This is a genomic window from Hahella sp. NBU794 (assembly GCF_050749805.1).
Taxonomy (GTDB): domain Bacteria; phylum Pseudomonadota; class Gammaproteobacteria; order Pseudomonadales; family Oleiphilaceae; genus Hahella.
This window is the reverse complement of sequence record NZ_CP192738.1, coordinates 3,229,367-3,252,644: the sequence shown is the minus strand read 5'-3', so window position 1 is coordinate 3,252,644 and position 23,278 is coordinate 3,229,367. Positions and strand designations below refer to the sequence as shown.

The 23,278-nt window shown below is 51.4% G+C and carries 19 protein-coding genes; 11 read left to right on the top strand and 8 right to left on the bottom strand.

Going from position 1 to position 23,278, the window contains the following annotated elements:
• The first annotated feature begins 8 nt into the window (after nucleotides 1-8).
• From ACQYWX_RS14465 to ACQYWX_RS14440, 6 genes are all read left to right on the top strand, one after another.
• Entirely contained in the window at nucleotides 9-950 is a 942-nt protein-coding gene (locus ACQYWX_RS14465; RefSeq protein WP_216736249.1) for an agmatinase family protein, read from the top strand.
• A gap of 219 nt (nucleotides 951-1,169) precedes the next feature.
• On the top strand, nucleotides 1,170-1,934 hold the full coding sequence (locus tag ACQYWX_RS14460) for a substrate-binding periplasmic protein (RefSeq protein WP_431689298.1): 765 nt from the start codon (nucleotides 1,170-1,172) through the stop codon (nucleotides 1,932-1,934).
• 160 nt (nucleotides 1,935-2,094) lie between these two features.
• Entirely contained in the window at nucleotides 2,095-4,095 is a 2,001-nt protein-coding gene (zorA, locus tag ACQYWX_RS14455) for an anti-phage ZorAB system protein ZorA (RefSeq protein WP_431689297.1), read from the top strand.
• Nucleotides 4,092-4,883 (top strand): OmpA/MotB family protein, encoded by a 792-nt coding sequence (locus ACQYWX_RS14450; protein WP_431689296.1) that lies wholly within the window; start codon nucleotides 4,092-4,094, stop codon nucleotides 4,881-4,883. The genes zorA and ACQYWX_RS14450 overlap by 4 nt, the downstream gene beginning before the upstream one ends.
• On the top strand, nucleotides 4,880-6,361 hold the full coding sequence (locus ACQYWX_RS14445; RefSeq protein ID WP_431689295.1) for an EH signature domain-containing protein: 1,482 nt from the start codon (nucleotides 4,880-4,882) through the stop codon (nucleotides 6,359-6,361). The genes ACQYWX_RS14450 and ACQYWX_RS14445 overlap by 4 nt, the downstream gene beginning before the upstream one ends.
• A complete protein-coding gene (locus ACQYWX_RS14440) occupies nucleotides 6,362-9,373 on the top strand; it encodes a DEAD/DEAH box helicase (protein WP_431689294.1) in 3,012 nt (1,003 codons plus the stop codon). It begins immediately after the preceding gene.
• Nucleotides 9,374-9,420: 47 nt separating this feature from the next.
• On the opposite strand, the gene ACQYWX_RS14435 is transcribed toward ACQYWX_RS14440, so the two are convergent.
• The 3 genes from ACQYWX_RS14435 to ACQYWX_RS14425 form a co-directional block, all read right to left on the bottom strand.
• The gene (locus ACQYWX_RS14435) at nucleotides 9,421-9,828 is read right to left on the bottom strand and encodes a GFA family protein (protein ID WP_431689293.1); all 408 of its coding nucleotides are present in this window, start codon (nucleotides 9,826-9,828) and stop codon (nucleotides 9,421-9,423) included.
• Between the two features lie 48 nt (nucleotides 9,829-9,876).
• Nucleotides 9,877-10,662 (bottom strand): hypothetical protein, encoded by a 786-nt coding sequence (locus tag ACQYWX_RS14430; protein ID WP_431689292.1) that lies wholly within the window; start codon nucleotides 10,660-10,662, stop codon nucleotides 9,877-9,879.
• Nucleotides 10,663-10,831: 169 nt separating this feature from the next.
• Nucleotides 10,832-11,935, bottom strand: coding sequence for a serine hydrolase domain-containing protein (locus ACQYWX_RS14425; RefSeq protein ID WP_431689291.1), 1,104 nt, complete (start codon nucleotides 11,933-11,935; stop codon nucleotides 10,832-10,834).
• 225 nt (nucleotides 11,936-12,160) lie between these two features.
• On the opposite strand from ACQYWX_RS14425, the gene bfr reads away from it, so the two are divergent.
• Nucleotides 12,161-12,625, top strand: a complete 465-nt coding sequence (bfr, locus tag ACQYWX_RS14420; RefSeq protein WP_431689290.1) for a bacterioferritin — start codon at nucleotides 12,161-12,163, stop codon at nucleotides 12,623-12,625.
• Nucleotides 12,626-12,638: 13 nt separating this feature from the next.
• On the opposite strand, the gene ACQYWX_RS14415 is transcribed toward bfr, so the two are convergent.
• The 4 genes from ACQYWX_RS14415 to ACQYWX_RS14400 all read right to left on the bottom strand — a co-directional run bounded on the left by ACQYWX_RS14415 (nucleotide 12,639) and on the right by ACQYWX_RS14400 (nucleotide 16,122).
• Nucleotides 12,639-13,379: a substrate-binding periplasmic protein gene (locus ACQYWX_RS14415; protein ID WP_431689289.1), complete on the bottom strand. Its 741-nt coding sequence runs from the start codon at nucleotides 13,377-13,379 to the stop codon at nucleotides 12,639-12,641.
• A gap of 300 nt (nucleotides 13,380-13,679) precedes the next feature.
• Nucleotides 13,680-14,804 (bottom strand): sulfite exporter TauE/SafE family protein, encoded by a 1,125-nt coding sequence (locus ACQYWX_RS14410; protein ID WP_431689288.1) that lies wholly within the window; start codon nucleotides 14,802-14,804, stop codon nucleotides 13,680-13,682.
• Nucleotides 14,805-14,922: 118 nt separating this feature from the next.
• On the bottom strand, nucleotides 14,923-15,654 hold the full coding sequence (locus ACQYWX_RS14405) for a response regulator (protein WP_216736237.1): 732 nt from the start codon (nucleotides 15,652-15,654) through the stop codon (nucleotides 14,923-14,925).
• Between the two features lie 99 nt (nucleotides 15,655-15,753).
• On the bottom strand, nucleotides 15,754-16,122 hold the full coding sequence (locus ACQYWX_RS14400; RefSeq protein WP_431689287.1) for a hypothetical protein: 369 nt from the start codon (nucleotides 16,120-16,122) through the stop codon (nucleotides 15,754-15,756).
• Nucleotides 16,123-16,496: 374 nt separating this feature from the next.
• Here ACQYWX_RS14400 and ACQYWX_RS14395 point away from each other — a divergent pair, with 374 nt between their 5' ends.
• Both ACQYWX_RS14395 and ACQYWX_RS14390 read left to right on the top strand, forming a co-directional pair.
• A complete protein-coding gene (locus tag ACQYWX_RS14395; RefSeq protein WP_431689286.1) occupies nucleotides 16,497-17,393 on the top strand; it encodes a hypothetical protein in 897 nt (298 codons plus the stop codon).
• A gap of 22 nt (nucleotides 17,394-17,415) precedes the next feature.
• The gene (locus tag ACQYWX_RS14390) at nucleotides 17,416-18,297 is read left to right on the top strand and encodes a hypothetical protein (protein WP_431689285.1); all 882 of its coding nucleotides are present in this window, start codon (nucleotides 17,416-17,418) and stop codon (nucleotides 18,295-18,297) included.
• A 177-nt stretch (nucleotides 18,298-18,474) separates the two neighbouring features.
• On the opposite strand, the gene ACQYWX_RS14385 is transcribed toward ACQYWX_RS14390, so the two are convergent.
• Nucleotides 18,475-19,284, bottom strand: coding sequence for a phytanoyl-CoA dioxygenase family protein (locus ACQYWX_RS14385; RefSeq protein ID WP_216736233.1), 810 nt, complete (start codon nucleotides 19,282-19,284; stop codon nucleotides 18,475-18,477).
• Between the two features lie 379 nt (nucleotides 19,285-19,663).
• Here ACQYWX_RS14385 and ACQYWX_RS14380 point away from each other — a divergent pair, with 379 nt between their 5' ends.
• Complete coding sequence (locus ACQYWX_RS14380) at nucleotides 19,664-20,908, top strand: diaminopimelate epimerase (RefSeq protein WP_216736232.1); 1,245 nt, start codon at nucleotides 19,664-19,666, stop codon at nucleotides 20,906-20,908.
• A gap of 77 nt (nucleotides 20,909-20,985) precedes the next feature.
• A complete protein-coding gene (locus ACQYWX_RS14375) occupies nucleotides 20,986-23,274 on the top strand; it encodes an MFS transporter (RefSeq protein WP_431689284.1) in 2,289 nt (762 codons plus the stop codon).
• The last annotated feature ends 4 nt before the right edge of the window (nucleotides 23,275-23,278 follow it).

Genomic DNA, 23,278 nt, shown 5'->3' with positions numbered 1-23,278 from the left:
AAGCCGCCATGTACGAGAGAGTTGTCAACGATCAGTCGCTGAAATGGGTGTCCGAGGCCTGGGTCAAGGATGTAGAGGACGCCGCCGGCGCCGACTTCGGTTCAGACTTGATCACCTTTGTGGAGATTCCTTTCGATTTCGCCGTGAGCCATCGACCCGGAACCCGATTCGGACCCGCAGCCATTTTGGAGGCGCTGAACGGTTTCAGTCTTTATTGCACGGACAAGCGCGCGGACCTTTCGTCCCTGCGTTTTCGTCGCGGCGCGCCGGTGCCCGTCAGCAATGACATTCACCAGACCTATTCCCGCATCGAAGAAGCCGTCACAGCCCTGCCGCCTTCGACCATGCCGGTATTCCTGGGCGGCGATCATTCCGTCACTGATCCGATACTGCGCGGACTTCTTAAACGTTCCGGCGGTCAGCGTTTCGGTCTGATCGTGTTTGACGCCCATTTCGACTCCCGTCCCCCGGTGAAAGGTCAGGAGCATTCGGGGCATTGGATGTATACGGTGCAAGACGTGTACAGCCACGCCAGCAGCGTACAGCTGGGCGTCAACGCGCCGATTTATTCGCGGGAATATATGGAGCGGGCGGAACAGGCCGGCGTCATGGTGCGCACGCCCTATGAGATACGCCGCGACGGCTGGCGTAACACGCTGGAGGAAGCCATCGCCCACGCCTCCCGCGATACCGACGGCGTATACGTGTCCGTGGACATCGACTGCCTCGACCGCGCCTTCGCCCAGGGCACCAGCGTCCCTAACGGCTGCGGCCTGATGGCGTACGAGGTGGCCGACGCGCTCTATGAAATCGCCCGCAAAACCAAAACCATCGGGCTGGATATTGTGGAAGTCAGCCCGCCCCTGGACGACGCCTCCAACACCGCAGAAGTCGCCGCCCACTTCGTCATGAACTACCTCGCCGGCTTAACCGAAAGACGACGCGACTGACCGATTTAACCCTTCGTCCCCGACCGGGCCCTTCCGCACTCGCCTGTCGGGGGCGTTTTTTTGTCCGCCCTTTCTCTGTCACGTTTTCTCAATCACACTTTCTCTGGCGCCAATTTCAACGTCGTAGCCTTCCTCAAGCGACCGACTGCTATACTTCTACCGAACCCAGTTTGTCCGATATTTTCGGCGTTTGTTAGAGCGCGCAAATCGAGTACGTCCATGCCTCTCATGCGATCCATTACACCCTTGCGCGGACTCTGCGCCTTCGTCATCCTGCTGGCATGCAGCTTATGGCGACCCGCCTTCGCCGCCGACTCCACCATTCGCATCTGCACCCCCATCTGGGAGGGCTACACCAACCCGGATGGCACGGGGTTATATCACGAACTGTGGAAGCTTATTTACGAGGACAACGGCGTCTCTGTGGAAGTGAGTTATATGCCTCCCAAACGATGCCAGGCCAACGTACAAACCGCAAAACTCAACTTCGACGCCTTTCCCGGCGCTTACAAAGGCATGCGGGACATCTACCTGCCTCGCTGGCACATCTATGTGGGCAGCCTCTCCGTAGCTCATCTCAAGGGCAAAATAGATCACTGGATCGGCCAGGAGCAATTGAGAGGACAACGCGTTTCCTGGGAACCCAACTCTGGATTCGACCAAAGCGGCATCCTGACCGTTCCCGTCCAGGTCCACGAATTCGTCGACATAGACGCCGCCCTGAAAATGCTCGACCTCAGACGCATCGACTACATCCTCGACTACGAAGAACGCCTCGTCGACGCCGTCATCGACACCCGCCTGGCCCACCGCGTCGTCATCCAGAAAGACGTCATCCCAGGCGCAAAATTCTACCTCGGATTCAGATACGACGACGAAGGACGAAAATTCGCAGAGATATGGGACAGGGAGATGGATCGTTTGATGGAGAGTGGCCAGCTGTCTGTTCTTTTTAAGAAATTTAAAGATCCGACTTTTGATTGAAAGCTAGTTTTACTCCGATTACAGGCTTCAAATAGCTCCCCCCTCCCTACGACCTATCACAAAGTTTTACACTTCTTCTTTCAAATTCATTGGGCGTGAAGCGATTCACAGACTTTACTTTATCTCAGTGTAAGCAAGTGACTCACGTGCGAGGGACTGTATGAAAAATACTGAGTACAGTTTAGGAAATTTATGGCCAGAATTTGGAAGAATTCTGCAATGGGACATAACTTCACCAGAGGGCTTAAGCGCACTGGTAGTTTTGGCATTAATTATCATTGCTCTAACTCTGGGAGTTTGGTCCCTAATAAATTATGACAGAGCTATTCGGCGCCTTCAGTTTTATACGAAATTACTTGCTGGTTTAGATCCAGAAGAACTACTCGAAAAACAGCGCGAGATCCTCAATCATGCGCTGAAAAGTACTAAGTACGGTAAGCTCTGGCGTGAGTTTGACGAATCTCTTGTTCACATCCCTCAGAAGCGGCGTTTGTGCAATACATTAGATGCAGCCCACTTTTTCAATACTCATACGCTGGCAAGTGGCTTAACGGAAAACCGGCTAATTGCAGCGGTACCAGGTTTTCTAACGGCCATTGGTGTAATTGGAACCTTTGCCGGTCTCCAGATGGGGTTGGCTGAACTTAATGTTACGTCAGAAGACTTCAACGAGCTAAAAACAGGGATAGCCGGACTTATTGGAGGGGCATCTATCGCCTTCATGACATCCGTGTGGGGCGTGTTAACCAGTGTGATTTTTAATATTTACGAAAAGCTCCTTGAGCGGAACATTCGGGGGAAAATAAGCCAATTTCAAAATGAAGTTGATTATTTATATCCTCGCATTACAGCGGAACAAAGTCTCTCTAACATTGAGGACTCTTCTCGACAAAGCTTGGAAAAGCTAGCTGAGCTGGACGAAAAGATTGGGCACAAAATGCAAGAAGCGATGCGGGAAGCATCAGGGGCTATCAGTGCAAGCGTTGCACAAAGCTTAAACAGCATTCTTGCCCCAGCAATTTCTAAATTGGTTGATAGCGCGCACTCTGGGTCGGAGAAGGCGCTTGAATCCCTGCTAGAGCGATTTCTTACTGGTATTGGTTCCGCTGGAGAAAGCCAAAGGGCCATGATGGAGCAGGCTGCGCAAGAAATATCTAACGCTTCTGGCGGCATGACTCAAGGTCTGAGCCAGTTCACTAATAATCTTGAGCAGCAAGTCAAAAGCCTTATCACTCAAAGCGCAACAGTAACCGCTGATATAGAAGCGCAGTTGACACATCAACTATCCCAACAGAGAGAACTTGATGCTTCTCGCCAACAGCAACTGCAACAAGAATTCGGCGGCTTTCTTGTTTCAATGGAAGAACAGATGCGAAATCTCTCACAGCAAAGTGCTCAAATGCTCGAAGGCGTTCAAGCAACCTTGGGCCAACAAGTTGAAGAGCAACAGAAGAGAGAAATCGCCAGACAAAGAATTTTACATGACCAGCTAGGTAGCTTTAACAGCAGTCAGGTCGCTTTAACTGAATCTGTGGAGAAACTATTGGCGCGCCAGGAGCAACAACACGCGTCTTTGCAAAGCGCATTATCGACCTTACTTGAGGATTTCAAAGATCTCTCTAAAAGTCATAGAGAATCCACACAGGGGATTCTCCAAGCTGGAGCAGATATGAAAGCCTCATCAAATCAGCTAGGGCTACTTTCCGTAAATATCAAAAGCGCTACTGACGCTATGACAGACAAAATACAGAATGCAGTGTCCCTTTCAGCATCCATTTCCGAACAGTCTCAAGCCCTCCTTCAGGCTTATAAAGACCTTTCTGACAAGCTCCAACTTACAAATATGCAGATGGAAGACACCGCCATCAACTTGGACAAGGCGGCACAAACAGCAAGCCAAGGTATGTCCATTGTTGGCTCACACTTTGATCGTTTGGCGACCTCACTAAAAGCTCATATTGAAGACCTAGAAAAACAGATTGCTGAATTGCTAGCTGACTATGCCGACCGTGTACAAGCACAAACCTCAGAGCGCTTAAGCGTCTGGAATGAGCAAACAAACAGCTATCTAGGAGTCATGACGGATGCCGTTCGTACACTCAGTGAAGTGGTGGATGAGGTAGACAGTAAAGTTAGCATTCGCACTGGAAGTCACGGATGAGAACAGTTAGCAAGCGATACCCCAACGCTCAAGTAGATGAAGAAAACCCTTACTGGATTTCTTTCTCTGACATCATGGCCGGTTTATTAGTGATCTTTGTTCTGGCGGCGGTTGCTTTGATTCTCGAGCTTACTCAAAAGAGTGAACAATGGGACGACGCTATAAAAGAGATCGCTAAAGCGGAGCAAGTCAGAAAAGATATTCTCAGGGAGATTGAGCAAGAACTAAACGAAAAGAATATTCCAGTCAGAATCAGCGACAACGACACTGTTCTGAGAATTCCCGAGGATGTTCTGACATTTCGCCAAGGTCGCTTCGATATCCCCAAGGACCAGCTACATCAAGATATTGCGCTGGAGATTGGCAAAGTCCTGTTCCATACAATCAGTAAAGACAGTCGTTGGCAGTATTTGGATACTATTTTTGTTGAAGGGCACACCGATAAAGTTCCTTATCGAAACTCATCAATTAAAGGCAACTGGGGGTTATCGACCTTTAGGGCGATATCCGTCTGGAACTACTGGAATACCATGTTGGAAGAAAACGAGCGACTTGAGCTACTGAGAAACCATATGGGAAAAACACTCTTCTCCGTCAGTGGTTACGCAGATACTCGTCCAGTCCCCTGCACCAACGTCGATCCGGATGTAATGAACACTGAAGTTTGTCCTGCTGGATTACTTGAGGAAACTGAGTCTCAACAGAAAAACAGGCGCATAGACATTCGTTTTACTGTCCGCCGTCCTGCGCTTGAGGATTATCAAGCAGTTAAGCAGGCTCTAAAGTGACGCTTAAACTAAGATTTATTGAATTTACTTTACCCGACTGGTCAGACAAGGCTTTTAATGGCATCCGTGAAGCAGAGAAAAAGCTGACGGATATAGCGGGCAGCGCGGGGAAAGGCTCGACGAGATTCCAAGATACTTGCAGCAGATTAGGACGGGCCGCCAACCAGGGTGAGTCAGCTCTCTTAGCCAATATAAATGAGCCCATCGAAATCCGAGCACTGACATATATTCTCTCGGTCCCAGCTGAAAAACATACGGCAATTATGCTAACAGAGATAATAATTAAGCGCATGGGAGAAATAAAAAATCCAATGAGCCGACTTTCTCTAATGCAGTTAATCCGAGCTTTCTTTTTTCGTTTCGATAATCTAGCTTCCCCTCCCGACCTAAGAGCACTGATTACGCTAATACAAGACCAACTCAGAACTATCAGCACAGGCAAACAAGGAGGACTATCCACCTATGCAAGCGCCTCCTCTCTCGTATTCTCCGAAAAAGGGCCTGCTAAGCTAGCAGAAAAAGCACAAAAGGAAGCTATCGACCTTGATGTTCTTTTTAAGCGCCTCTCTCTCACAGGACTTGGTGAAAGTCGATACCTCACCCTGGCTCGCTGCCAATACTATCTTCGAACCCTGGAAACCCTACCAATCAACCAAAGCCATTCAATCCTGTCTGAAATCTGTAAAAAGGAAGTTTTCACGACTCCCTTGGACGAAAATCGGCTAGTTGGACATGGCGTTTTGGAGATCATCATTGACCGCTCCAAAGGAAGTGTAATTCATACCGATTGGCGCAATGCCATATTAGCGATTGCCGGAGATCCACGCGTACCGAAAAGCGCAGAAAACTATCAACGATGGTGGTCGTTACTGGGTGAAGAAAGAGTTGCATTAATGCGGGGGTGGCTGAGCCGTTTCGACCTCAAACTGTTTCTTAGCATCCTAGAACAAAGCGCCAGAGACAGTGGGGAAAGGGATATGGAGCGCATGTTCGCGCCCCGTAAAAAATTCATGGAAGGTTTACTGGAAGAAGGCGTTATAGTCGAGTCTCGTTTATTTTTGAGTACTTACGCTACACGATATTTAAAGCAGCGGTATAAGAAGGAAGACCTTCCAGCATATGCGAGAGTTCGTTCCTCTAGAACTTCAATGATTTACCTAAATATAAAAAACAAAGTCTATTTAGTTGAAGGTAGCCACAGCTTTCCTATTAAGATTTTCAACAAATTAGCTCCTGAAAGCCGTTTGCCTAACTATAATATTGATGAGGTCACTGACGAACAATTACGAAATGGCGAAATGGAACGCTTTCACAGAGCTTACGGACTCAACGGTTGCCTAAGTCAGACACATCGAGACTTAATTTGGCAAAACAGTGTACTTCAATTTATGAAGAGTAATGGTGTCTTAATTAGAGCAGCCAAAGTAATACGATCAGAGTCTTATCGTGCTTATAAAGAAAAGTTTGGTAGCGATTAAATGAGTATTCGGGAATTCATCAGCAAGCTTATAACTTCTGGTAAAAATGCCGACATCACCTGGAAAGTGGATCTTGATGAAGGGCTGGACTTCATAATAAGTCACCATGTCCTCACAGATATCGAAAACCAAGCCGTCAATAACCCAATGTTTGGCATTCAATACGCCTACCTTAAAGGGCTGCATGAAGAAGGAGTAGCAAGGAATAATGCTAACGGCTATACGATTCCAGCACAGTTTGTCGCCGAGCTTGATGATGACTTCTGTGAGCTCTTTCAATTGCCGCGACCTTACCCGGGCTTGTATCGATGCAGAATAGAAGGAAATACGGGACAAGCCGCGTTTCATGTGTCTATGGATGCTGAGCTTCCTGATGGCTGTGTAATAACCGACATTGCACTGTTTGGCCCATTTTTGAAATTTGCTGACGAAGAACTCTACCGGCTATCACCTCCGGAATGGCAAGCTTTAAGCGCGCTAAAAAAACATGCTGAACTTCCTGCAGATAGTAGGAACGAATATGAAAATAACTGGCTTATATTTCAGCTGCAGTTAGCAAAAAAAGCTGGCGTTCCGCTTAATTTAGCGCACTTCAATAAGTTAGAGATCTCACTTCCAACTTCCATTGGTATTGCTGTAGATGAGCTTCCTAACGGAGACTTATCCCTAACACCAACATTCGGGGCGGACATCGCTATAGACGATATCAAGACCCGCTTGGACCAGCTACCAACGAACGGCGATCACTGTATATTGCGAATCAAAAATAGGTTTGTATTACTGGATAGCAAAAGACTTGAAGCCGCCCGTGAAATTCTAACAAGCAGGCATATTCCGAAAGAGCAAGTCGCCACATTTCTAAGATCCCCGACAGCTTACCTTAATGCAGCCCTTATCGACCTGGATACTGGCTTTTCATTGCGCGTGCATGGCGCAGAGAGGTTTTCACACCGTTACTTCGGTGATGTTGAGAAGTCTGGTATTGATTGGTTTGCCGTAGATAAATCAATACCAGAACCATTTGAAAGGATAAAAGACCTGGTGGTCTCTGAGGACAATTTAGCGGAGCTTAATGAACTCATCTCAGATGCAAAAAATGGTGGCGCAGAGCTCATTGAGTACGCCGATAAAAAATTTGATATATCAGATACAGAAAATGTCAGTCAGACAATAGAGCGCATACGAGAAGCCCTAGCCAGCGGCGATTTGGATAAAGCTCCTCCCGCACTGACAGATGAAAAAGAATCAGATACATCGGTAAAAGAGCAAGCCGTTGTATCAATTGACAGCAACGATGAAAAAGAAGAGTTTGTAAGCAATATTCCTCTTGGCGGCATCAACGCAACGATCCAGAGCTTCGCAACCGACAACTTGAAGCGCTCTCCTTATCCACATCAAAGTGAAGGCATTAAATGGCTACTTGCTCATATGGATATTGCCATAGAGCATGATGCGCCTAAAGGAGCTTTGCTGGCTGATGACATGGGCCTAGGCAAGACGTATATGGCTCTAGTTGCTATTTCAGAATGGCTTCGGCGCCAAAAGCCTGAAGGGAAATACGATAAGCCGGTGTTGATCGTAGCGCCATTGAGCCTCTTGGAAAACTGGCAGGCGGAGGTAAATGACACCTTCATAAAATCACCATTTAGTGACATCGTTATACTTCAATCTGGGAGCGAGTTATCGCGCTTTAAGATAAAAGGAGCTAGTCGCGAGACACAGCAAGTATTTGAAGACAAAGACATTATTGAAGACTATGAACAGATTCGTTATTCCCTAAAAGTGGGAGGACTATACGGATCAGATCGCCTGGACATGCCTCGTCGCCTTGTTCTTACGACTTACCAAACACTGCGTGACTATCAGTTTTCATTGAGCAGAGTAGACTGGAGCGCAATTGTCTTTGACGAAGCTCAAAACATAAAAAACCCAAATGCTCTGGCTACTAGGGCTGCCAAAGGACTAAAGGCGGATTTTAAACTATTAGCTACTGGCACTCCGGTGGAAAATACTTTGAAGGACTTTTGGTGCCTTATGGACACTGCAGTTCCAGGGTTATTGGGGGCATGGCAGACTTTTCGGGAAGAATATATAAGTCCAATAACCTCCGCAGATCCGGATTGCATCAACAATGAGAAATTGAGAATTGGCAAAGCGCTCCGAGATAGAGTTGGCGACTTTATGTTGCGTAGAACAAAAGAAGAAAAACTGCCTGGAATGCCAGAGAAAACCATCTATTCTGGGGACCCAAACGACCTCACGGATAGCTACCTCCCTACATTAAGCGGCATGATGAGCGGCGCTCAACTTAAGTATTACGACGAGGTAATTGCCAGCGTACATGTCAGCAAAATTGAAGATAAAAGAAGGATAGTTCTGCCTAGCTTACTGAAACTTAAAATAGCATGTATTCATCATGATATTGGCTCAGGCTACACTCCATCAAATTCACCTAAAGAGTTTCTGAGACATGCAGAAAACTCTATAAAAATACAAGCAATGCTAGATGTCCTAAAAGACATAGAGAAGCGGCAAGAGAAGGTGCTAGTTTTCGCCACTTCGAAAGCCGTACAGGCTTATACCAGTGCATTAATTACAACGTTGTTCAAGATTCAAGCGCCAATCGTCAACGGCGATACCAAAGCAGTAGCGACACCCAAAGATGACCTGACCAGAAAGGCTATCATAGACCGCTTTCAAGCAGAGAAAGGATTCCGTGTCTTAATTATGTCTCCAGTCGCAGCAGGCGTTGGGTTGACTGTAGTAGGGGCCAACAATGTAATCCACCTTGAGCGTCACTGGAATCCCGCCAAGGAAGCCCAGGCAACTGATCGCGTATATAGAATTGGCCAAAAAAAGAACGTTAATGTTTACCTGCCTATGGCGCTTCACCCAAACTTAAGTTCATTCGACATTCAGCTTAATGCCCTGTTAAACAATAAGGTTACTCTAAGCGATGCAGTTGTTGCGCCAACTAGCGTTCAACCAGAAGACTTTTCAATTTTTAAATAATCAAAACATACAATGCTATCGCAAACTATTTTTTAAAGCTTATGTCATCACTGCGGCCCCCTCTCAAGCATCGGCGCCTTCTCCAACTCTGTATCCCACTCAGCCCTACTCTCGACAAAGATATGCGCATTCGGTCTTATCGTGACTTTGCTATCAAGGCTGCCGGCGGGAACGGCCAGGAGTTGGCCATTCATCTGAATATTCGGCAACGCTGAACCGCAGTGTGAACAAAAGCTTTTGCAGTGTAGGGTTCCTGGCAGCATGAACGTTTTGACCTGCACTTCACCGCTCAGCCACACCAATTGCGCCGTGGTAGAGAATAAGTTTGAAGCATGCGCCGACCCGGTGTCTTTGCGGCAATGCTCGCAGTGGCAGAGATAGAAACTTTCAAAATCGCCCTCTATCTCAAATCGTACTTCACCGCATAGGCAAGAGCCGTGGTGTCTGGCGCTCATTTTCAATTCCATCCAATAGTCATTTTGATTCTTACTAACATAGGGCCCTTAATCCTTAGAAGCCCCCCCCTCCCCGACATACTGTAGTTCCTTCATCTTAAGCACGCGGGTGAATTCGTCGAGGCTGTCTTGTTCGTCTTTTGTCAGGGTGACGCCGCTGCGCTGCGCTTCCCTGATTGAGGCGATTCTTTCGCCGAGGTAATTGATGTCCCTTTTCAACTCATTACGCGAGGGGCTGCGGTTTTCGAAGGCTTTGGTGACTTCCACCAGGCCCGCCATGAGGGAGCAGCTGTCGTGGTAGGCTTGCATGTCCAGGACGGCCAGGGACAGTGGATAGTCCTCGGTGGTGTTTTTCATACCGGCTTCCAGTACCGCTTTGTGTTTGGAGCGGGCCACGTCGATGGAGCGCAGTATGGTCGTGCCCAGGGCGTCTGCGTAGACTTCTTTGTTCACTAAAGATTGAATGCCGGACGTGGCGGTGGCGGCTGCGGCCAGATTGCCGGCGGTTTTGGCGTGAGACAGCACGGAGGCGGTTCCGGAAAACAGCATGGCCGCCGAGCCCGTGCCCACGTTCCAGGCGTTGGCGTTTGAGATAATGCCGGCCTTGTGCAGGGTGCATTTTCTATCGGATAGCGCGATCGCCTGGGACATCACCTGATTGCGATAGGTTTTACTGTTGCTTTTCAGGTTCAACTGAGACAAGTCGATCATCCCTTCATCGGTGATATAGGGATGGGATGAGGAATTTTTCGCCGGCAGAATCAACTCACCGGGCAGATAATTTTTGGCGATGGACTCACACCCGGACAGTATAAGCGCGGCTGCGATTAACATGATTTGACACATCATCCTTATCACTCCTGTTGACTGACATTTTCTGATACCTATCCCTACATTCCCACTTTCGCGCCGCTCACCTCCCTAAACACAACAGATCCACAAATTTTCCACTTAAATCAAAGAGTAGCTCACACTTGTGTCCGAGACCAAACAGGCACGAGGTTTACTGCCACTCCTGGGTGGCCACGGTAGCTGGAGACGCTTGCAACGCCCGCATTAACAGGCTGTGCACTTGGTCATGGTGATGAAATACCCTGCCCATATCCCGTATCGACCAGGAGATATTCTCCAACACCATCAAACTGATTTTGCGTTCCGGGAAGTAAGACAAGGTTGAGATATAGCCCGGCACATAACCGCTATGACTGTATTCACGCGGACCCTGTCGCGACACTTGCACGCCATACCCGTATCCCAGCTCTCCCCAGCGGTGGCTGCGCGTGGCTGACGCTTGCGTCATCCTCCCATACCACTCCGGCGCCAAAGCGACGCCTTCATGCAAGCACTGATTCCAGCGGACCAAATCCATCGCCGTGGAGACGACGCCCGAAGACGGCGCATGCTGAAAAGAGCCTTTTATATCCGCCGCAGCCAAACCGCCTTGCTCGTCCTCGCTATAGCCCTGCGCCAATCTGTCTGGATAGGTCGCATTATTCGCCTCTGGAACGACGCTTTCCGTCATGCCGCAACGCTCAAACAATTTCGTCGCCAACTCGCGATAAGAACGCCCGGAGACCCGCGCAATCAGTTCTCCCACAATCTCATATCCATAATTGGAATACGCGAAGCCGTCGCCGGGCTGAAATTTCAGAGGCGCGCCAAGACGAGTGACGCCGGACGTATGATTAAGCAACTCGCCTACCCGCACTTGCTTAAACCAGGGTTCAGATAGCGACAAGTCATAGTCTGAGGGAGACGCATTTAATCGGAGCGCTCCGGCTTGCGCCTGCTGCAGCGCCAGAACGGCGGTGATTTGCTTACTCAACGACCCGATAAGGAAGCGGCTGTTTAGAGTGATTGGCGTACTCGCGCCATGGGCGTAGCTGAACAGAATACGCTCTCCTTGCGCGATCACCACAACGCCGCTAAATGGTCGCGTCTTTTGGTTGGACAGCGCTGCTGCCAGTGTCAGTTCATCCAGCATCGTCTGCTCAGACAATGTCACCTGTTTATCCAGCGTCAGTTCGCCCATGGCTGGCGGTGCAGCAACGGCTTGCGAGGTATGCGCCAGTGTCATGACCTGACAGACAAACAGCCATATCTTCATATCCCTGAAACCTCTTACTCCTCTCTCCAACTCGGATTTCGACAAAAGAGAAACATAACACGAATGAGAATCAAATATACCACTGTTTTTGTTTATATATCAGCTGGTTACATTTTATGCATGGCGACAACTAGCCTATAATGATCAAACCGTGATCAACGAGACATATCCCTCAGGGGCGTCGACTTTTATCCCCTGAGGATCAATGGGAGGGAGGTTACGACGATGAAAAGCGATCCTAAAGTCATCACTCATCTGAATACTGTCTTGGGCAATGAATTAATCGCCATCAATCAATATTTCCTGCACGCCCGCATGTACAAGAACTGGGGGCTGGAAGAACTGAATGAGCACGAATACAAAGAGTCCATCGATGAAATGAAGCATGCGGACAATCTGGTTAACCGCATCCTGTTTCTGGAAGGCCTGCCCAATCTACAAAAACTCGGCAAGTTGCGCATCGGTGAAAACGTGCGCGAAATGCTGTCCTGCGATCTCAGCCTGGAAATGGACGCCGCCAAAGACCTGCGCGCCGCCATCGCTTACTGTGAAAAACATGCGGATTATGTGAGCCGGGACCTGTTCCAGGACATTCTTGAAGATGAGGAAGAACACATCGACTGGCTGGAGACTCAGCTGGAACTGATGGACAAAGTGGGCGAGCAGAATTACCTGCAGTCTCACATGTGAGATCGCCGCGAGCTTACTGCTGCGAGGGCTGTTGGTAGCGATAGCGTTCCAGAATACGGGCGTACACGCCGTCGTCCTGCATGGATTTGAAGGCGGTGAGCCACTTCGCCGCTTCCAACGGCCCCAACCCTGGCGAGCCCGCCAGATAAATGCGCACCCGAATGCCCACGGCGCCGCGGCGTAGTGCATCGTCAGGATATCCCAGATCCCGCTGCGCCTGCCGCATGACGTTCCAGGAACCCAGCCAGGCGTCTATGCGCCCCGCCGCCAGTTTCCGCACGTTCAGCTCTTCCGTGTAGACTTCCTGCACATGAACCAAATGCTGAGCCTTGATGATCTGTGCGGAAGCGCCGCCAATCAATACGCCGATATTCAACTTCCTGGCCGCATCGAAATTGGAAATGTCCGCCTGACTTTCACGCAAGGCCGCCAGCAGAAACTCTTCCTGCAGTATTTCCGTCAGCCATTGGTAATCCCGCGCTCGTTCGTCTGTGCGGGCCACCGGAACCATCAGCGCATCCTGGGTATTTTTGGTCTCATGCAACGCCCGCTTGAAAGGCATCAACTCAATTTCCCCGGAGTGCCCCACTCGCTGCGCCATCTCACGCAACAGGTCACAGGCCACGCCGCGCACTTTACCCCTTTCCATATAGCAAAATAATGGCGCTTCGCCAGCGATCAGGCGCGGTTCAGCCTGTAGTGGAGAGGTCATCAAGGCAAGCATAAAAATCGACAACAACAGCCTGTAACGCATCGAAGGTTCCCCTAACCAGGGTAATGCGCCAATCCCGGGCGATCTGATTTTTGCAATTGAAACGGAGCCGGAGATCACCCTGTAACAGGCAAAATCTATGGCCCTGATTAACTAAAGGTAGGAGCGCAATAACGCCAAGTCAAAATATGCGGTCTAAACAATCCAGCGATTTCATTGATGGAAACAGGGAAAAGCGGCGGGAGACTTTCCGGCCGCTTGTTTGCTCTATTATGTAGAACTGAATTGTCGATGATGTGCGTCCACGAGATTATCAATGATGGCCGTCTACGAAAAGTCGCCTCAGCTTACGTCAGCCGCTTCCACCTGTTTCACCGGGCACCCCTGTGGCGGATAAGGGTTCTGAGACAATGACTGCCCAGACATTTCCGCCAGATACGCCAAACGAGTCTTCGCAGCCTGCTTCTCCTTGGCTTCTCCTACCAGAACCGCTCCCCAGGCGCGCAGACGCTCAAAGCCATACAGGCATACGCCCACTGCGCCCACCGCCATCAGAACGCCAGCCACGCCAAGGGTGTGACGCTCTACCGAGCAGGTCCAGATAAACTGCCCCACACACAGCACCGCCACGAATAACAGCGTCGGTTTACGCCCAATCAAATCTACGATGTAGGCGCCCAAAGGCGCACCCAGTGCGACAATCGGAGCCGCCGCCAGCCAGTTTTCATACACGCCCGGCTGCATGCCGGTAGATAGATTTTTCACCACCACGCCCAGCACGGAAGTGAACGCCATAATCACAACGGAGGTCGGAATCGCGATCTTGAGGTCCGCGCGGCACAGCAACACCAGCGCGCTATAAATCACCATGTCGATGCCAACGCCAGTGACGGAAGCGACCGATGCGCCAGCGCACAGGCCAAGCATGGCGCCGACACGGAAATCCCAGTTCTCGTCGAACTCGGTCATGCCACTATGGCCGGCGATCTCACGAATACGATACAGATGCAGAATGCCAAAGCTGGCCCAGATCACTGCAAACACGACTTTTATCAACAAGCCAGGAACATAAGGGGCGATGAAGAAAATTCCCAAAGGCGTGCCAATCAGTGCGCCAAACATAGCGCCGAACAGCATGGACCAGGCGAGAGGCTGGCGACGAGCCAGTATGAAAATGCTGGCGCTGGTCATCCCGATCGCCTGTACGGCGAAACTGAAGTCCCGCCCCAAGGTCGCCGGCATATCAAACAACAACACCAACACAGGAAACCCAACAGTGCCGCCGCCCATGGGCGTAGAACCAGCGGCGTAACTCCCCAGCGCCATCGCCAGAGCGATAGGCCAGTGTTCCGTCACCGCTCCCCATTGATCGAGGCCGAACACCAGGAACGCCCAGATGCTATAAAAACCAACCAGCCATAACAGCCAAACCCAAATGAATTTCTTACGCGGCGCTTGTATCGTCATAGAAGTTACCAGGCGTTAATTGCAACTGAGCCTAGATACTAAAATGACGCTCCTACTGGCTGCTATGGACAAAACCGGGACTTACTGTCCCGGTTTTGGTTATTGTCCTGTGTGACTTTTACTGAAATTCCGACGGGAAGACGTAGAAGACAATGCGTTCGATGCAGCCGTCTCCGTCCCGGAAAGGCTTGATCAGAGTCTCGGTTTTCAGTGAACCGCCGTCCTTGCGACGCAGATGCAACTCACCTTCCCAACATCCCCGGTCCACCACATCGGCGTAGAGCGCCTGATAGGCTTCGCGCGGCTGCTGGTCCGACCGCATGGTGGAAGAGGCCACGCCAATCAGCTCATGGGCTTCATACCCCAGCCAGAAGCACAGCTTCTCATTGATATCGGTCACCACGCCGCTGCGATCGATCACCACCACCCCTTCCCTGGCGTTGTCGAGAATATCGCGAAACGTCTGCGCATCCTCCCGTCCCGCCGCGGAACGCAACGACTGGGTCACCACGCGCACCAGATCTTCGTCGTCCCAGGGTTTGGTTATAAAAGTGCTGACGCGGGCGCTGTTGACGGCGTCCCGCAACATGGAGAATTCACTTAACCCGCTCATCAACACTCTCTCGATGCGTGGGTACTTGTGACCGACTTTTTGCAGAAACTCTACGCCGTTCATGTAGGGCATGTTGAAGTCAGTGATCACCACGTCAAAATCGTGCTGCTGCATAAGCCGCAGCGCAGCCACGCCATCATGAGCGGAATGAGTGCGGTAACCTCGTCGGTGGAGTAGACGGGTCAGGGATTGAGTCACCCCGGGTTCATCATCAACCAAAAGGACTGCGCCGTTCATAGAATCACCCTCTTTCACCTGATTGTGATTCAAGTCTAGGCCTCAGTCCCCGGATAGTAAGCGAGGATTTGGTAAATTAGGGAAACGGTTTGTTATCTCTTATGACCGTATTTGCAGCGCTCCCAAACCCAATAATCCCAAGCCGATAAGGCTAAGCCCGAACACCGCCGCCACGGTCGGATTGGCGGACGCCGAGGCGCCTGCCACCGACTCTGTCGCCGTGATCGCAGCGCCAGTCGACCCAAGGTCGGAGGTTTTGCAGAAATCTGTGTTCACGTATAGCCCACCGCCGATTCCGCACTTGCCTGCTGGCAAGCGATCAAGCTGCGGCTCTTCATAGGCATACTTGATATTCATGCTTTCGAGGGGGCGTTTTAGATCGTACTCCGCAGAGTCCGTAGAGGTGACATAAGCCGCTTCCGCGTCCCACGCCAATAACAATAAGAGCCATAGCGATATTGTTTTCATGGTGTCCTTTCCTTGTAAACCGCAAAAGCGCTTCCTGGTTGTTCCAAGATCTTCGAACGGCATTACTCCATATGATTAGATTATTAATCCTTTGGTTGAATCCCGTCCATCACTTTTTGCGACACAGGTCACATTTTTAATAGAAAACTTAACAGTGTAAATTTATAAAAAAGGAAACGCTTTCATAACTCGGAAGCCTTTCCACCTCTCGTTTCTTTCAATAAGCATAGCGCATACCAGCTTAAACGTTTTAGTAATTTTACGTATGGGATGTGTTACAGAAAGGTAATTAAAGTTCAACTCCCTGCTAACAAGGGCTGCGCGGTTAGTGCGCGGTATACATCTCTATTTTGGTTCTCTGGAAATTATAACGAATGAAAACACGTAGCATTGCTTTGGTATCGGTTTTGGCTTTGCTCACAGGATGTGGCGGTGGGGGCGGCGGCTCCTCATCGGGTAATGGATCAACAGCAAATAACACAATCAGTGCGTATGAATTCTCACTCGCCAGACAGGCGTACGCTATCACTTACGTGCCCCTGGCGGATGCGAGACTGTACAGCTTCCACGCAGTTGAGCTAAGAGATAACAAGCTGCCTGGTCTGTTAGATGGCGCGAAAACCGTCACCTGCCCCAAAGGCGGTTATTACACGGCGGAGTTCAAGTCGCTTAAGGATAAAACGAGCACATTTACGCAGAAGTTTTACAGCTGCTCTATGGACTATGGCCTCATGGACACCATCACTTACGTCAGCGGCTCCCGCGACATTTCGTTCATACTGCCAGAGGGCGACGTCCTTGAACTGACGACAGAGTCCGTCAACAACGACGTCAACGTCACTATCGATGGTTTGCCGCTGGAGTACTCGGGCACTATTACGACCAAAGTCTCTCGCACCAATGAAGACGGTAACTATCCATTCAAGATGGAAGTTACTCTTGGCGGTAACGTCACGCTCCTTTCTGAAGCGTTTTTCACTTTGAACGATATGCATAAAAGCATTTCTCCAGTCCAATTCACTATCAAGCCAAATGGTGTTTTGCCAAACCTCATGAAAGTGAAAACCGACGGCAGCATCCTGCTGGAAAGTCTTTCACTTAAACAAGTGCTGGTCTATCCAGGCGTTAAAGAGGGAGAAACCGGCGTATTTGGCGTTGAACGCGACACTCTATTCGAGATGGATAAAGGAAGAGTGATTTTCACCACCAATAAAGGCCTGGGCGGGCGCTCTGTCGTCTCTCGTCTCAATGATCATTTCAATGACTTCTAATTAAAATTTGAGGCGGTGAGGCATGAGATTATTCCTACGCACAATAAGTCTCGTTGCAGGCATGGCCATGCTCTCCGGCTGCGGCGGAGGGGGCTCCCCCTCCTCTTCCGAAGACAGTCAACGCAACGAACTGGCGTCCCTGGCGCGCAAGGCGTATCACGTATCCTATGTGACCATCGCCGAGAGTCGTCTGTATAGCTTCTCCGCCATGCAGAACGCATTCGCGGATCTCCCCGACGGGATACAGACAGAGGTTACCACCAACTGCCCCAACGGCGGCTATTACGACATCGCTTACAAAGGCGAACGCAACGACGGTCGCAGGGTGAAAAAACTCTACAGCCAGAGCTTTCACGGCTGTGTGCTGAACGTCGGAGTGGATGGCCTCGTTGAGTTCGTCAGCGGCGTCCGCGACCTGGAAATGTGGTCGGAAACCTTTTGGACGCCCAGCACTGACGAGGTGAGCGCCACCTATGACAATGTCGCGCTCAATATCGACGGCAAGGCGTTCAACTTCTCCGGCAAGCTGCGCATGTCTGTCGGTACATTGACGCAGGATCAGTATCCACTGGACTTGCGTATCGACCTGTTGCCGGGCATGACGATGACCGTGGACGGAACCGCCTATCACCTCAGTGGCGAGGCGTCTCATGATTACATCCGGCCGCAAAAGAATTCGCCCAACCTGATGAAAGTTAATCCCGATGGCGGGATCTGGCTGAACGTAGTGGGAAAAGGCGATTTCGCCGTGCTGGCTGGCGCACAAGACTCTGCGGACCTTTTCGTGCGGGAGCTGCCGACTGTCGACGCCATCGACACCGGCTGGGTCAGATACGCGCAAGGCGACATTAGAGGCGAATTCAAAGTTCAACGCCGCAAAGGAGACATTGTCTCCGCACAATAGCCCCTTTCAACGATTTCGATCGACCGCTCCCGACGCATTACGGTTTGCTACTTATTCATTGTCGGGAGCGGCTTTTTTTCAGCGCCTGGTCTTAGTTACCCGTTTTATCCGCTTCGCGTTCCTGTGTTACGTCGCGTCGCTTTATCTTGAATATGTCTTTTAGGCGGTTCGGCTCGACTACAGGCCCAAACCTTTATAAGTGTAATAACCGGTAATAATCTTGCGTTCGCCTTCTTTTAATACGGTTGAGCGGTGTAAAGCGCGGGAGTCGAAGATAAACATCGTCCCTTTCTTGCCAGTAATGGTCTTTTCTTTATATTTCCAAAGTTTTCGAATCGTCGCCGCTTCATGGGGCCAGAACATGCCGGAATAGTCGGTCATTTCTGTGTAGCGGTTATTTTCGTCGGTGCGGAAGTGCAGAAAATAATTGTATTCCGGCCAGTAACGCCACAGATGGTTCTTGTGGCTGCCCAGGGTAATCGTAGTCGGCGCCTGGTTTTCTGTTACATCAGTCAGGTACACCCACACTTTAATGCGATGACGCCAGTCGTCAAAGTGGTGGTGGTTGGACTGGGAGGATGTCCCCACTTCCCTCTTCTCTTCATAGAACGTTTTCAGCAGCTCACACTTACTGGAGCAATAGCCTTTGATCAGGCTGAGGATCATCGGGTCCTCAAAAATCTTACGGGTCATTGGCGCCACAGTGGCGACATCATAAACCCGCGAAATACCCGTATCGATGTGGCCATTGGCGACCAGGGTAAGATCCTGACGTCTCTTGGCGGCCTCTATATCCTCCAGGAACTCGTCCACCTGCTCCGGCGAAAAGTATTCCTCGAATACCACACAACCGTCCCTGTTCAAGGTATCCAGATGCGCTTTGTACTCCTTCGCCACCGGAAAGGGGGAAAGCGCGCAACGAATTTTGTAGTCCAATTTCTGTACTAAAAAATCCACCATTGAATCTTTAGCGTACAAGCTCAGCATGTCAGACTCCTTCGGCTATGCGGGCGTCGCCGATAATCATAATAAAAATTAGCTTACCGCTCACAACTGCAGAATGTCAGCAGGCCGCTAAGATATAGCAGAGCGAACGCAAATGACTGTAAGCCTGTGTGGAAATTTGCAAGCGATATCCCCCGTCCGGATACACAGATAGGGAGCTGAATCGTCTTATGTATCAGAATTTGACAATACATGTCTCACAAAACTTCCATCACTTCCTCGCGCCCTTCGCGATCACAGTTAATAATCTAAGTTTACCAATCATTTCCAATTATCGCCGTTATGCAATGGCGAAGAATTTAGACCATGCTATTTTCTATGGCGGATTTGTACTGTTTGTCACCAAGTGAGGTCACTCCAGATGTTCATAGATAAGAACGAAACAGCAGACGTAGCCGCGAAAACTGTTCCCTTCGTCAAATACACTTCCTGCGGCAATAACTTCGTTATTGTTGACGCTACCGAGGACAGCGTATTGGCAGAAATGGAATGGTCGGCTTTCGCTCCCAAGGCCACAAGCACGACTTTTGGCATTGGTTGCGACAATCTGCTGGTAGTGCAACGATCAAATGCACGGACGCTGGACGCGATCGCTAAGGATAGAAACTACTGGGACGCAAAGCCGGATTTATCCGCTGCGGACTATGTTTTCAGAATGTTTGAGCCCAACGGCGAAGAAGCCGCCTGCTGCGGCAATGGCTTGATATGCATCGCTGACTTTTTGCGCCGCAAGCACGGCGTGACAGTGTCCAATATCGCCACTGAAATCCCGTTGTCCACGCCCAACATTATTTCCATCGGCAGCCTCGGCTACGACGGCAGTTGGGTCAACCTGGGCATGCCCCGTCATACGCCAACCCAGTTGGTCAACCGCGACAGCCTGCATCCGCTGGACGACACGATCGACGTTATCGAGGAACTCACCATTCAGTTCCGTCGCGACGATCTGAAGCCCTATACGGATGAATCCACGCTGACCATTAAAGGCTATCTGGTGTTCACCGGTGAACCCCATCTGGTGATTTTCCCGGATCATGACTTCTCAGTGCCTGAGCTGGCCAACTTCATTTTCGGCGCCACGCCTGAAGGTCATGCGCCGGAAGACAGACGCCGCGGTCTGGGCGCCTGGCTGGTGCATCGCATCGGTTCTTTTATTAACAGCCGCTGCCGACACATTTTCCCTGAAGGCGTCAGCGTCAACTTCGCCCGTATCCACAACCTGGACTCCGTCTCCAACCGTTGCTTCGAACGCGGCATCAATCGTGAGACCCTGGCCTGCAGCACCGGCGCTCTGGCGGTGGCCTACGTGGTGCAACAGTTGTTCTCCATGCCGATCACCAACATCAACCTGCTGCCTATCCGCTGCCGGGAGGAAGATCCCGATGCGGTGATCAATATTCAGCAGACGGAAAACGGTTGGGTGCTGACGACCAAGCCTTACATGTTGTTTGAAGGCCAATACCGTATGCAGCCGATCAATGTGGTGGCGCCAACCGCCAACGAGTACCTGATGGCGGAAAGCGAAGCGCGCTTATACAAACAGCAGCTCACCCTGGAGGCGGCGAATTCGTCAATCATCCGTAAGCGTTTGATGACTAAGCAGTAATCTGATTTTTCCGTAGTAGCCTGGAGGTATTTCAATGAGTTACGATCGCCACACTTAGCTATGAGGACCGTCACTAAATGGACGCGCTAAACCCGATGCGGTTTTCCGCAAGAATGACGTTATTGCTGATTCTCACACTGCCCCTCAGCGCTTTCCTTTCTTATGTTGTGTTCGAGCGTTTGCACGAGCAGCACTTTCTGTCCGCGTCGCTGTTTGACGCGGGAATCAAAGAGATCCGTATCCAAAATACGACAGATCTTGAGGATCTGAGTCAACGTCAAACCGAGTTGTCGGAAAAACTGCGCACCTCCGCTGTGTTCAAGGCCGCCGTCCAGAATCTGGGCCGACAAACCGGCGATGCGTCCTCCTTCGCCGGGCCGGAGCTTGCTCTGGCCCGGAACGGCGTCGTCACCCTGAGCACTGACGCCAGCCAGATCGGCGCCGACCTTCCCAATGCTTACCGCTTAAAGCGGCTTCCTGGCGACGAACTGAAGTACGCAACCACCCAGGATCGATTCGAAATCATTCTTTCTCCGACGCAGCCAAATTCTGACGTCACCCTCATGGTGACCCTGGACAAGGCCGTTACCGCCGCCAATGGCGAACAGCGCGCACGTCAGGTGTGGGAAAGTCTGGCGCGAGGATTCGCAGCGGGGTTCGCCGTACTGGCGGGCATGACGCTGCTGCTGGTTTTGCTGAATCGCGTCGCCAACACCTCGATTGAGGAAGGCGACAGTAAAGGCGCCCGTCGTTTCGCCCGACTCGCACGCGCCGGGGCCGGCGTTCTCACCGCCGCCAGCGCCCATGGAGCCCTGTTCGTCACCGCCTGGCTCTCCATTCAGGCTGACCTGACCTCGGCGCAGGGCGACGCCGCCTACAGCGGCGCGGAGTTCATTGCGCTGGTGGCGGATAACGCCACCATCATGTTGATCGCCTTGCTGATCGCAGTGGAAATGTCTGTGGTTTTGTTCGCCGGGCGCACGCCGGCGGAGCCCTCACATCCCCCTGACACTGCGCCTTCTGCGCCCCAACCCGCGGCATCTGAGCTGTACAAAGCCATGCGGCCGGCGATTTTCCTGTTTCTGTTCGGCGTGGACCTGTCCATGTCGATACTGCCTTTGCACATGGAGCGGCTGTATGACGTCATTCCCGGCGTGTCCAGAGAATTTGCGCTCGGGTTGCCTGTTGCGGTGGAGTTTTTATGCGTTGGCGTCGCCATCTTTGTTTCCGGCGCCTGGCTGGACCGCAAAGGCTGGGTTCCGCCCTTCGCAGTGGGGCTGTTGCTGACGCTGGCGGGAGGTCTGTACTCCTGGCAGGCGCCGGATGCGCTGCAGTTCGTATTGTCCCGCGCCATTCTGGGCTTCGGTTACGGCCTGACCTTGCTGGCGGCGCAGGGCTTCGTCGTGCGTCACACCGACACCCGCACTAAAACCCAGGGGCTGGCGCATCTGTTCGCCGGCCTTTATTCAGGCAGTATCTGCGGCGCCGCCACCGGGGCCCTGATCGCCGAGCGCTTTGGCTACGAGGCGGTGTTCCTTACTGGCGCGTTGCTGGTGTTCACTGTCGTCGCCTATGCGGTCATCTACTTGCGCCGGGGCGTATCCGGTCCCGCCGCGCCCAAAGCCGCCGCAACCGGTTCAGGCGCTCCTGGCGCTCATGGCGGACAGATCAGCATCTGGCGCTTCCTGGGCGACCGCAATGTGATCGCCGTCAGTCTGCTCAGCAGCCTGCCCGCCGCCATCGCCGCCATTGGCTTCATGCACTACTTCACGCCGGTCTACCTGAGCCGTATTGGCGCGCCGGAAGCCAAGATCGGGCAGATACTGATGCTGTTCGGGCTTTGCATGACGTTTCTCGGTCCCCTGGTCGGACGACTGGCGGATCGCATGCCAAGCAAGAAAATTCCCATTTTTATTGGGGGATTGCTTGGCAGTGTCGCGTTTCTGTCTTTTATCGGCCTGCAGGGCGTCGCTGCGACCTCTTGCGCCGTCATTCTGTTGGGATTATCCAACTGCTTTGTGCTGTCCTCCCAGAGCGCCTACGTCCTGCATCTGGACGTCAGCAAAAAACTGGGGGAAGGCAAAGCGCTCGGCCTGTTCCGAGCCTCCAGCCGTATCGGTCAGATGCTTGGCCCGATGTTGTTCGCCGGGCTAGTGGGGTTGTCCGATATCCGTCACGGCGTGGCGGTATTGGGGGGCGCATATCTGATCACTGTCATTCTGTTCCAATTACTGGCCGCGCGGGAGACGCCCGCTGGCGACAGCGGCAAGACCGAGGAAAGCGCCGCGCCGGCGCAGTCCAAGTCGCAACAGTCGCCCTCCCGTCAAAGCCAGAGCGCTATTTCCAGCCGCAGCAAAACCGCATAAGGAT

Bases quoted from the DNA above. Each gene is read 5' to 3' on its own strand.
- ACQYWX_RS14465 (WP_216736249.1), top strand. From the start codon at position 9: ATGTACGAGAGAGTTGTCAACGATCAGTCGCTGAAATGGGTGTCCGAG.
- ACQYWX_RS14460 (WP_431689298.1), top strand. From the start codon at position 1,170: ATGCCTCTCATGCGATCCATTACACCCTTGCGCGGACTCTGCGCCTTC.
- zorA (WP_431689297.1), top strand. From the start codon at position 2,095: ATGAAAAATACTGAGTACAGTTTAGGAAATTTATGGCCAGAATTTGGA.
- ACQYWX_RS14450 (WP_431689296.1), top strand. From the start codon at position 4,092: ATGAGAACAGTTAGCAAGCGATACCCCAACGCTCAAGTAGATGAAGAA.
- ACQYWX_RS14440 (WP_431689294.1), top strand. From the start codon at position 6,362: ATGAGTATTCGGGAATTCATCAGCAAGCTTATAACTTCTGGTAAAAAT.
- ACQYWX_RS14435 (WP_431689293.1), bottom strand. From the start codon at position 9,828: ATGAGCGCCAGACACCACGGCTCTTGCCTATGCGGTGAAGTACGATTT.
- ACQYWX_RS14430 (WP_431689292.1), bottom strand. From the start codon at position 10,662: ATGTTAATCGCAGCCGCGCTTATACTGTCCGGGTGTGAGTCCATCGCC.
- ACQYWX_RS14425 (WP_431689291.1), bottom strand. From the start codon at position 11,935: ATGAAGATATGGCTGTTTGTCTGTCAGGTCATGACACTGGCGCATACC.
- bfr (WP_431689290.1), top strand. From the start codon at position 12,161: ATGAAAAGCGATCCTAAAGTCATCACTCATCTGAATACTGTCTTGGGC.
- ACQYWX_RS14415 (WP_431689289.1), bottom strand. From the start codon at position 13,379: ATGCGTTACAGGCTGTTGTTGTCGATTTTTATGCTTGCCTTGATGACC.
- ACQYWX_RS14410 (WP_431689288.1), bottom strand. From the start codon at position 14,804: ATGACGATACAAGCGCCGCGTAAGAAATTCATTTGGGTTTGGCTGTTA.
- ACQYWX_RS14405 (WP_216736237.1), bottom strand. From the start codon at position 15,654: ATGAACGGCGCAGTCCTTTTGGTTGATGATGAACCCGGGGTGACTCAA.
- ACQYWX_RS14400 (WP_431689287.1), bottom strand. From the start codon at position 16,122: ATGAAAACAATATCGCTATGGCTCTTATTGTTATTGGCGTGGGACGCG.
- ACQYWX_RS14395 (WP_431689286.1), top strand. From the start codon at position 16,497: ATGAAAACACGTAGCATTGCTTTGGTATCGGTTTTGGCTTTGCTCACA.
- ACQYWX_RS14390 (WP_431689285.1), top strand. From the start codon at position 17,416: ATGAGATTATTCCTACGCACAATAAGTCTCGTTGCAGGCATGGCCATG.
- ACQYWX_RS14385 (WP_216736233.1), bottom strand. From the start codon at position 19,284: ATGCTGAGCTTGTACGCTAAAGATTCAATGGTGGATTTTTTAGTACAG.
- ACQYWX_RS14380 (WP_216736232.1), top strand. From the start codon at position 19,664: ATGTTCATAGATAAGAACGAAACAGCAGACGTAGCCGCGAAAACTGTT.
- ACQYWX_RS14375 (WP_431689284.1), top strand. From the start codon at position 20,986: ATGGACGCGCTAAACCCGATGCGGTTTTCCGCAAGAATGACGTTATTG.